The following is a 10284-nucleotide window of genomic DNA, read 5'->3' as shown; positions in this document are numbered from 1 at the left end:
TGAGAAAAATAGCCATGGCGTTATTTAAACAAGATACAACTAAAACAGCCAGTATGGCGAGAAAAAAGAAAATGGCAGGGCTAGACGATGATTATCGCTCAACCCTGTTAGAATCTGGGATTAAAATGCGCTAGCCGTGACCTTGAATAACGCTAAGTACGTTAGCGATATTATTTACCTCATCATCAAGTACTTGAATGTTATTGCCCGCATTGTCAATTTGCTTCTCTAACAGGGCAATGGTTTCGGCTGCTTCGTTGGTTAAATGGCTGGCACTTTGCCCTTGATTCTCAGCTTCTTGGACTGAATAAGCGGCTTGCTCAGCATGCTCAACGACGGTTTGCGCTGAGGCGGTTAATTCGGTAATTGCAGAGGCGACTATCTGCGTTTCCTCATTTAAGCTGCGAGTAAGTCTATCAAGTTCAATTGAACGTGATTCATTGTCAACACTTTGATTTTGTAAGCTGTCGGTCACGTCTTTAATACCGCCAACAACGCCTCGCAAACCTTGTTGCATATAATGCATAGCGGCAATAATGCTTTCACTAGGAGCATCTTGGCGAATAGGCGAATGCAAATTACCACGCGATACGTTTTTAACAATGCCAATTACTTCATCAATTTCACCGCCTAAAGCATTGGTGAGTGATGAGCCAAACCGAGCGATAGCAAACGTGAGAGCTATCGCAATGAGCATTGATAAAGCGAGCAACCATTTTGCGGTGCTCCAGTAGCGCTCATCAACTTCTTTTGCGCTGATACCAGTACCAACATACCAACCGAACAGAGGTGTTTTTTGCACGACAGAGGTTAAGTCGACGGTTTCACCGTCACGGACAGAGTCCCAATGATAAGTAATAATTTTATTGGTAGTATTACCCACCAGTTTTTCAACCATGCGACCAATACTGTTACCACTGGCATCTTTAAAGTCATTAAAGCTCGTACCATGCAACTCGGGATCATGCGGTGTGGCAACAAAATCAAGGTTGTTGTCGACCACATACACGTATTCAGAGTCGTGATATTTATTTTCTCTAAGTACTTGGATTGCGAGTTTTTTGGCTTGTGCTTCTTCAAGTTGACCGTTTTTAACCATCAACTCAAACTGTTCTACAATGTTGGTAGTACTTTTCATTAGTTGGTTTATGCGAGCGATATTGTCGCTTTCACTGGCATGACGTAATGATTGCAAACCTAGTAAAGCTATCGCTGATAACGCGATAAAAATAGCGATAGCAAAAAAGGTGATTTTTGTTTTTAAAGCTAGTCCTGATAACACAGTCAGCCTCCTTTATTATTTCCCCTTTAATCTTCTACCATGTTTATCAGCATTAATTAAGAAAAAATGACAGCGTTATCATGATTTTTACTCAAGTCCCTATTTAGAGTATCAATTCAGCGTCTGTTAGCGGACGATATTCACCACTCTTTAAGTTTTCATCAAGGTGAATGTCGCCTATTTTTTCACGATGCAATTCAACGACTTTATTGCCAACAGCGGCAAGCATTCGCTTAACTTGATGGTACTTACCTTCGCAGATTGATAAACGTAAACTGTAACTCGCAAGTTGCTCAACAATGGCTGGGCGAGTTAACTCTTTTTCGTTATGTAATTGCACACCTTGCTGCAGAGCTAAAATAGCATCTTCATCGATAGGCTCTTGTGTTTCAACTAAGTACGTTTTGAATTTATTGTGTTTAGGAGCCGTAATTTTGTGTGACCAATCGCCATCGTTAGTGATGATAACAAGACCTGTCGTATCGATATCTAAGCGTCCGGCAACATGAAAATCACTCATGTTTGGTTCGTCTAATAAATCAAACACAGTTGGGTGTAAGTCATCTTTATTTGCGCATACATAGCCTGAGGGCTTATTGAGCATAAAGTAGCGTTTACCTAAAAATACTAACGGTTCGCCTTGCCAACGTACATCGTCTTCTTGAGTTATTGAATAATCAAACGAGGTGATCACCTCACCATTAACGCTAGCGTACTTACGCTTTATACCCGCTCTGGTTTTACTGCGAGGTAACTCTGCAATATGGCTGATAAATTTATCTAAACGGCATGGAAATTTCATTGGGATCACATTTTTAGTCGGCTACAATGGCGGCGAGTATAGCGGATACTAGTGACCTATGACAGTACAGCAAGGACAAATTTTACAGTACTACAATGCGCAAATAGAGCAGGGAGTCTTAAGTGATGATGTTGCTCAGCGTAATGCCATTACTGCGCTTGATAGTTTAGCCTTTGAGCTAACAGCGCCAACACCTTTCTGGAAAAGACGAAAGCCAATTAAAGGCCTTTATCTGCACGGCCCAGTTGGACGCGGTAAGTCGATGCTGATGGATGTGTTTTTTCATCATGTCGATATCAAAGAAAAAGTGCGGTTGCACTTTCACCATTTTATGAAGCAAGTGCATGCACGTTTGGGAGAATTACAAGGACAAAAAAATCCGCTGTCTGTTATAGCCAAAGAGTGGGCCGCGCGAATTAAACTACTTTGTTTTGATGAATTTTTTGTCTCTGATATTGGCGATGCAATGATTTTAGCAGGGCTTTTTGAAGCGCTATTCGAGCATCAAGTTGTACTGGTTGCCACCTCAAATTGTCAGCCTGAGAGGCTATATTGGAATGGCCTACAACGTGCACGTTTTTTACCGACTATTGATTTATTACAACAACATTGCTGTGTGATGAGTATTGCGGGCGAGACTGATCATCGGCTTCGCTTTGGAAAACAAAATAAACACTTTGTTATCAATAATGATGAAGCAATAAAAGAGCGCTTTTATGCGCAAGAGCAAGCAATTACTGAGAATCAGGCTATAACGGTTCACAATCGAAGTATTTGCTTCGTGCTAAAGGCAAAAGAAGCCATTATGTTTGATTTTATGGCGCTGTGCTCAGGAGCACGCAGTACGGCTGATTATATCTATTTAGCTGAGCAGTTTAAACGAGTGTATTTGCTTAACGTCCCCGTTATGGGACGAGGTGCGACAGGTAAGCAGATAGTACACGGTATTGAAGACAGTTATCAGCGTGAGAAACAAGATTTGCAAGAACATTTTTTAGATGATGAAGCGCGGCGTTTTATTGCTTTAGTGGATGAATTTTATGATAGAAATAGGCTGTTGATTATATCAGCCGAGGGGAGCATAAGTGAGTTGTATCAAGGCCACAAGTTAGCATTTGAATACGCCCGAGCAGAATCACGCCTTATTGAGGTACAAATATGGTGAAAAAAGACGAAGCCATCACGCTTCGCCTTTACCAGGGATTGCTTGGGAGCATTAAAATATTTTTTTAGAAGCTATATTGCGCTCCAATAAACATATAGCGGCCTTTACCACCACCCCAATCAGAGTTGAAGTTACCTGTTCCATGTGGGAAAAACGCCCCATTGTTATCAAAGATGTTGTTAATACCACCTGATAAACGTAATTCGCTGTTATTATCTAGTTCCATAGTGTATGAAGCTGCTAAGTTGTGTTTTATAAATGAGCCAAACTTTTGAAATGCAAGTGGCTCAGGGTTACTAATACAATCAGCTGATTCATTTGCACACTTTTCAGTATTTTTAGCAATCGCTTTTTCGTAATCTCGATCTAGCTGTTCATCTTCTCGGAAGCTTCCTTGGAACTGAGAGCTCCAACGAATACGTAAGTTTTCATTGCTCCACGAAAGCGAGAATGCAGCTTTATCTTTACCTCGTCCATAGCCAACATAGTTGGTTGTTACGAAATCACCATCTTCACCTAAAAATGTTTGAGAGTGTTCAATGATATGGTTGTAATCAAGTTTGACTGCGATATTACCCATGTCATCTAGGTCAAAGTTATAGGTAGCTACAACGTCATAACCGCGAGTTCTAATTTCATCAAGGTTATATTCACGCTGCTGTATCTTACTGATTTGTCCATCACTACCGCGGGTAATATCATTACAAAATGGGTTAGTCGTACCATAGCCAGTATCTGATGCGTAACATTGATATAGAATATTCTCATTACTTATTTCATCAATTGCATCCTCAATTGCGATATCGTAATAATCAACCGCTAAATTGAAGTCTTTTAGACTCTCTGGTGAATAAGTGAAGCCAGCAGTATAAGTATCTGCGGTTTCTTCTTTTATATTACTGTTACCAGATGATGGAGAATAACCGCTGTTGTCATCATCAAGTTCAAAACTAGCATCCTCTGTAATTAGAGCTGCGATAGCTGGATCTAGACGACAGTTATTGTGACCTATATCGTCAGAAGTTGCTGTCACCCCATCACAGATGTCTTTGTATGAATCGTAATCACCACGTTCAGGTGACATGAATTCGGTAATTGTAGGAGCGCGTTGAGCTCGTGCATAATTTGCACGTAAAGCAAGTGTATCAACAGGTTTCCAAAATAACCCTAACTTATAACTAGCAACAGTGCCTACTTCATCAATGTCGTAGTTAGAGATACGTATTGATGTTTCAGCGTCTAAACTTTTTGCTAAAGGAGCATCACGTAAAAGGGGAATACCAAACTCTGCGAAGGCCTCAACTACATCAATTTCACCGTAAAATTCTGGCATGTAGTTATAAGTAATACCGCCCGTTTGCATGTCTGTAGATGTTTTAATGTCTTGCGAATCTCTACGGTATTCACCACCAAAAACAGACGACACATAACCCGCTGGTAATTCGAATAAATCACCACTAATGTAACCCATTAAGGTAAGTTGTTCATTGGTTGTTTCAAGTACTGGTGTCGAGCGGATCCAATCGGCCATTTCAGGTGTGATAGAGCCTTCACCAAATAAATTAACAGCCACACAACCTTCATCACGTGCATCACTGTCAGCACATTGAATAGTGCCATCATTTAGCTTTTCAGCATCAAGGGCTTGTGCTAAACGTACTAAGCTAAGTTCATTGGCGCGTACTTGTTTTTGCTTGTATCGACCATAACCTACAGAAACATCCCAATCCCACATTTCATCAAACATAGTGCCTTGTAAGCCCGCCCATGTTCGAATTGTCTCGCGGTTATTGTCAGTGCTAATATTGCCCACTTCATTGAAGCTTCGGTCCCAATATATACGGTCTTTATACGGGTCGCTATCGATAATTCTTTGCGGTACGTAAGGGTTATCAATAGGAATATAACCAGCTGAGAATGGTTCTGCTTCACCAGTCGTTGGGTTAATATAAACGACCTCACTGCCTTCTGATGTGTCTTCTGGTGATTTGTTATTAAATGAACCACTTTTACTAAATTGCACTTGCGCATATGCAGTAGTGCTATCATTGATATCAAAATCAGCTTTTAGAGCAAGTGATAAGTTATCACTCGGTACGTTTAACATTACATACTGAGCTGAGTTGATGCCGTATAATTCTTCGTTTCCAGCCCAATCATCACGTAAATTTGTACCGTCATACCAAAACTGCGTATCATTCTTTGAGCTTTCTAAGAAAACACCGCCAGGAAGACCGTCACTTCTATCTCGCCAATCAGCACGTGTGGTATCGCGCATACATTGGTCGCCCGTAGTTGTGCCAACACCATTACATAGTTCATCTTCGTTATAGAATACGTCGGCTTCCATCTGGGCACGCTTTCTATCGTAGTAACTAATACCAAAATCGCGGTCCCAGTTTGCACTGACATACATATAACCACGATCTTCTGCAAATGAACTGCCGTAGTTTGCATCTATGGTAAAGGTTTTACCTCCACCTTCATCAGTGCGGCCAGTTTTAGCCGAAAAATCAAAGCCTTCTTTTTTCGACTGGGTAATAATATTAACTACACCGGCTACGGCATCAGCGCCATAAGTAGCAGAGGCACCACCACTAATGATTTCAACACGTTCAACCATACCACTCGGGATAGTGTTAAGGCTTACATAGTTACCACTGTAACTATTTGCTACAACACGACGACCATCTATTAGGGTAAGAGTTCTATTAGCACCTAGATTACGAAGTTCAACAGTTGATAAACCTGTATTAGAGTTATTTGATTGGCTAGTTGTGTTACCAATATCTATACCTAAACCGGGCATATTATCCACAAGTATATCTGATAAATTAGATAAACCAGTGTCTTCAATCGCCGCTTTGTCCATCGTTACTAAGGGGGTTGTTACAGAAAAACTATCACGCTTTAAGCGCGAACCAGTAACAATGATTTGCTCAACGTCTTCTTTGGCTTCGGGTTTAACATTAACAGAGTTCGTTGTTTGTTGACGGTCAATTTTAACTTCTTCAGCTTCATTTGCATAAGCTTGCTGGCATAAAGCGCTCGTTACAGCAAGCGCGATAGCACACGGTTTGATTAGTTGATTTCTCACGGGTGTTCCTACTTATGTTGTGTTTATTTTTAGTTCTAAAAAACCAGAGTGAAGCTCAATTAAGGGCAGTTAAGTATAAATGTACAGCGAGCAACACTCTGGTTGTCAGGTATTGACGTTAAAACTTTTATATAAATGTGAATGCAACTACAACTAACCATGACTCGTTTATGTCTCTATTTAACATCTATTGAATGTCTATTTATTTAAAATCAGTAGGTTAACTGTGAAGATGCTATTAACTAGTTCTTAACTTTAAAGCTGGTTAAAAGGGAGGATTTAAGATAACTTGAATAAGCTATATACTGCTACATACCAACAATGAGGGTTATTTCGAGTTAATGGAAACAACTAATCGTGCTTATCAATTGGGTCGTTGTGTTATTAACCCGCTAGAAAACAAACTGATCCATGATAATAGCGAGCAAATCTTACAACCAAAGTTTATTGAATTACTCGCTTGTCTTGTTGCGCGTTATCCTGAAGCTATTACCCGAGAAGAGTTAATCAATATTGTATGGGAGGGGAATTTTTATGTTGGTGAAAAAGCATTAACCAATGCAATATGGCATTTACGTAAAGCTTTTAAAGAGCTTGACTCTGAACAGACTTATATAGAAACGTTGCGTAAAACAGGGTATCGACTGGTTCAACCTCCCTCTGAATGTGCGTTAAGTGGAAACGAAAAAAACAAAAGTAGGCGCTTATCATTGATTAGGCCGATTCTTGCGGGGGCTTTTGTAGCCATTTCTGTTATTAGTGTTGTTGCTTTGTATTGGCAGTTTTCTACCCAACCTGATAATCAAGATAATACTGCATTTTCACTCCCCCTTAACAGTATCGAAAGCGTAACGGCAAGCCCCGGGCGAGAAATATACCCTGCGATATCAAACGACCAGCATTATTTAGTGTATTTATGGCGACAGTTAGGCAAACCGACCAACTTATACTTACGTGATTTGCACTTTCCTGAGCACCCAGCAAAACAACTCACTGACTCACCTTATGCTAAAGGCCACTCTGTATTCAGTCCTGATGCAAAGACTCTCTATTATTATCGGTATCAAACAAATAAGTTTTGTGAGATTGTTAAACTCTCTTTAGTGAACGCAACCAGTGTGGTACTGACTGAGTGTAGTCGTCAGTTTCGAACTGATTTAGACATTAGTGCTGATGGTCGTACATTAGTTTATATTGATGAACAAATTTCTGAATCTGGTAAGTCTGTTAGTCGCTTAAAACTACTTGATTTACATGCTAATCAATTAAGTGAAACATTTATACCCTGTACAGATCACTGTGACGTAATCGATGAATCAGTGTCATTTTCTCCGGATGCTCAGCAAGTAGTGGTGACTCGAAATGTTGAAAATGATCAAAAAGCATTGTTTTTAATCGATGTGTCTTCTGGGGAAAGCCGCCGCATTACAGATAATTTTGTTGATATTCATGGCGTTGATTGGCATCCACATAAAGATAAACTGGCTTTTACAGCTGTGGAAGCAGGAAAGCGTTATGGGTACTTTTACGACATAAGTGACAACTCTTTAATAAATACACAAATTGCAGGTATGAGTTCACCTAACTTTAGTAGTGATGGCAGTGTGTATTATCATCAGTGGGATCTCGATAGAGTGATCACGCGCTTGAAAATAGACGAGCAAGTTGCAAGTTCACCTTTTTCAATGCTTTCAACTAATTTTAGCTCTCGTTTTCCTGAATATAACGAGCAACAGAATAAACTTTTATATGTATCTGATGAATCTGGTAGTTCACAATTATGGATTGTGAACCCTGATAGTAGTTCTCGCAAACAGCTTACTGATTTTAGTCATGTTACAGGGCAAATACTCGATCCCACGTGGTCACCTGATGGCCGCTATATTTTGTTCTTTTTGGAAAACAAAGGACGCACGTCTTTATATTTTTATGATTTCAAAGTCGAGCAAAGCCAAGCGCTAACGCTGCCATTTAAGCCTGATATTAAGCCGAGATTTTCAGCAGACAGTCAATCGTTTTTGGTGTCGGATGGTGATTATTTATACCGTTATGATTTAAATGGGCAAATTAAAGGCAAGGCTGTAAATACTAAAGCTCGTTATGGTATTGAGACATCGCAAGGCGATATATTATTCAGTAACTCAAATGATGCTATTTGGGTTAAGCATCACGACACAGGTGTAGAAGAATTACTGGTACAGGATATTAATTTAGCGCATCACTATACATGGTTATATGTTGCTGAAAATGCTTTTCATGAAGGGCGTATTTATTACTATAAAGTGCGCTTAGGTGACTATCGTATTAGCTATTATGATTTAGAAACACAACGTCATTTTGATTTAATTGCGTTACCTGAACGAGCATACAGCCGCTCATCAGGTTTAACCTACATACCTAATGAGCGTTGGTTAGTCTATACCGCTTATTTATTGCCTGAGATAGAGATCAAGCGTTTACCTGCCGAGTTTATACCCTAGTTTCTCTAACTCTAGTTTTGCTGCCTCTGTTTTACAGCTTTGCCGGTGAGTATTAAAAGAAAAGGCATGTATATGTAATTACGGTGTCTTTATCTGATAGCCAAGGCAGCGAAATAGGGAACAAACTCTGTGTAAAACAAGAGGGCTTAAGGCTAAGCGCGTACAAGACTAAGTGGGTTTTAACACTGTGGGTTTAAAACTAAATGCCTTAAGTGCAAGTACGTCTTAATCTGTTCAGTTACATGTTACTCATTACTCATTACCCATTACTCATTAGCGGTGTAGTTAACTGCAACACTAAGCACTCCCTTAAGCATAGGGGGTTAATGTTGCAGCTTTAAATTGCATTTATTACAGTGGCTTTTTTTCACCGGTAAGCGTTGCTCTAAAAAACTGGTTGTTTTCCCATAGCAGCAATTCACCTTCTTTTCCTCGTTTGATTGAGCTGTCGATTGCGATAACCTTACCATCGAAACGTGTTTCGATTGATGGCATTGAAGTATGGCCTACGATTACCTTACTCGCTTGTAACTTTCTTAGCACGCCAGCAACGGCTTCATCTTTAAGTTGCTCATCTCTAAAGTAGCCTCGATACCAGATAGGGCCTGTTTTTCCATGTAAAGTAGCCCATAAAGGATTGGCTTTTAATTCCTTCTTACTTTTAGATATGCTGTCTCTAAACGCTTGGTTTGCACTTTCAAGAGTCATGTTTAGATTCAGAAAGTCTTCATGAATGCCCCCATGTAAAAAAATAAAGTCATTTAATTTTATAATGGTTGATTTACTTCTTAACCAGCGGCCTAACACACTTTGCACGCTGTATTGCTCTGTTAGATTATCGTTAAAAAACGAGACGGTATGTTTATATTTGGGGTGCAGGTAGCGTTGGTCATTTCGCAAAACTAGATATTCATGATTACCGAGAAGGTAATGAACGTGACCTCCGGCAATTGCTGCTTGTTGCTCAAGCTTGAATACTAGCCAAAGTGCTTCTGTAACAGTGTCGCCACGGTCAAAAATATCGCCAGTTATAATTAGGTGCCCAGTACCATACTGCCAATTTAATGCGTCGTTTATTACACCATTGTTGATGAGCAATTTTTTAAATATTGCAAATTGCCCATGGATATCACTGATTGCAGCAAACTTTTTTACATCACTGTATTGGTCATTGTCTGTCGCTTTAAACTCCTCAGGAATAGCAAGTGGGCCGGCATAGTTTGTAATTTCTAGCTTGCTGTTAATCACATCAAATTGTTGGATGTTATTGTTATTATAAAATAAATAAGGACCATCATCATACTTGGTGCTTTTTTCATCGTTATTGTGTGCCAATGCTGTGGTGATAAACAATGAGTTTGTAAGAAGTAATGTGTAAATTAAAAACTTAGAAAAGAACATGTTAATACCTCGGGTTCTTTTTAATTGCGTATTACAAAGCTTTAAGAGATATAAAGC

Annotated in this window: 5 protein-coding genes and 2 pseudogenes; 3 read left to right on the top strand and 4 right to left on the bottom strand. The window is 39.7% G+C overall.

Annotation, left to right across the window (positions count from 1 at the left end):
* A pseudogene (locus tag JIG41_RS22790) lies at positions 1–134 on the top strand (ISAs1 family transposase); the annotation flags it as partial.
* Positions 135–142: 8 nt separating this feature from the next.
* Here the strand turns inward: JIG41_RS22790 and JIG41_RS04885 are convergent.
* Both JIG41_RS04885 and rsuA read right to left on the bottom strand, forming a co-directional pair.
* Positions 143–1282, bottom strand: a pseudogene (locus JIG41_RS04885) (cache domain-containing protein); the annotation flags it as partial.
* 103 nt (positions 1283–1385) lie between these two features.
* On the bottom strand, positions 1386–2084 hold the full coding sequence (rsuA, locus tag JIG41_RS04880) for a 16S rRNA pseudouridine(516) synthase RsuA (protein WP_036971079.1): 699 nt from the start codon (positions 2082–2084) through the stop codon (positions 1386–1388).
* Between the two features lie 58 nt (positions 2085–2142).
* On the opposite strand from rsuA, the gene zapE reads away from it, so the two are divergent.
* Positions 2143–3249: a cell division protein ZapE gene (zapE, locus tag JIG41_RS04875; RefSeq protein ID WP_199524330.1), complete on the top strand. Its 1107-nt coding sequence runs from the start codon at positions 2143–2145 to the stop codon at positions 3247–3249.
* Positions 3250–3313: 64 nt separating this feature from the next.
* Here the strand turns inward: zapE and JIG41_RS04870 are convergent, their stop codons facing one another.
* The gene (locus tag JIG41_RS04870; protein WP_199524329.1) at positions 3314–6346 is read right to left on the bottom strand and encodes a TonB-dependent receptor domain-containing protein; all 3033 of its coding nucleotides are present in this window, start codon (positions 6344–6346) and stop codon (positions 3314–3316) included.
* A gap of 341 nt (positions 6347–6687) precedes the next feature.
* Here JIG41_RS04870 and JIG41_RS04865 point away from each other — a divergent pair, with 341 nt between their 5' ends.
* Positions 6688–8826 (top strand): winged helix-turn-helix domain-containing protein, encoded by a 2139-nt coding sequence (locus JIG41_RS04865; RefSeq protein ID WP_199524328.1) that lies wholly within the window; start codon positions 6688–6690, stop codon positions 8824–8826.
* 351 nt (positions 8827–9177) lie between these two features.
* Here JIG41_RS04865 and JIG41_RS04860 read toward each other — a convergent pair whose 3' ends face one another.
* Positions 9178–10227, bottom strand: a complete 1050-nt coding sequence (locus tag JIG41_RS04860; RefSeq protein WP_199524327.1) for a metallophosphoesterase — start codon at positions 10225–10227, stop codon at positions 9178–9180.
* Between the last annotated feature and the right edge of the window lie 57 nt (positions 10228–10284).

This window comes from Pseudoalteromonas sp. bablab_jr011 (assembly GCF_016464045.1).
GTDB classification, from domain to species: domain Bacteria; phylum Pseudomonadota; class Gammaproteobacteria; order Enterobacterales; family Alteromonadaceae; genus Pseudoalteromonas; species Pseudoalteromonas lipolytica.
The sequence above is the reverse complement of the archived record's forward strand: the minus strand, read 5'-3'. Positions and strand labels throughout refer to the sequence as shown.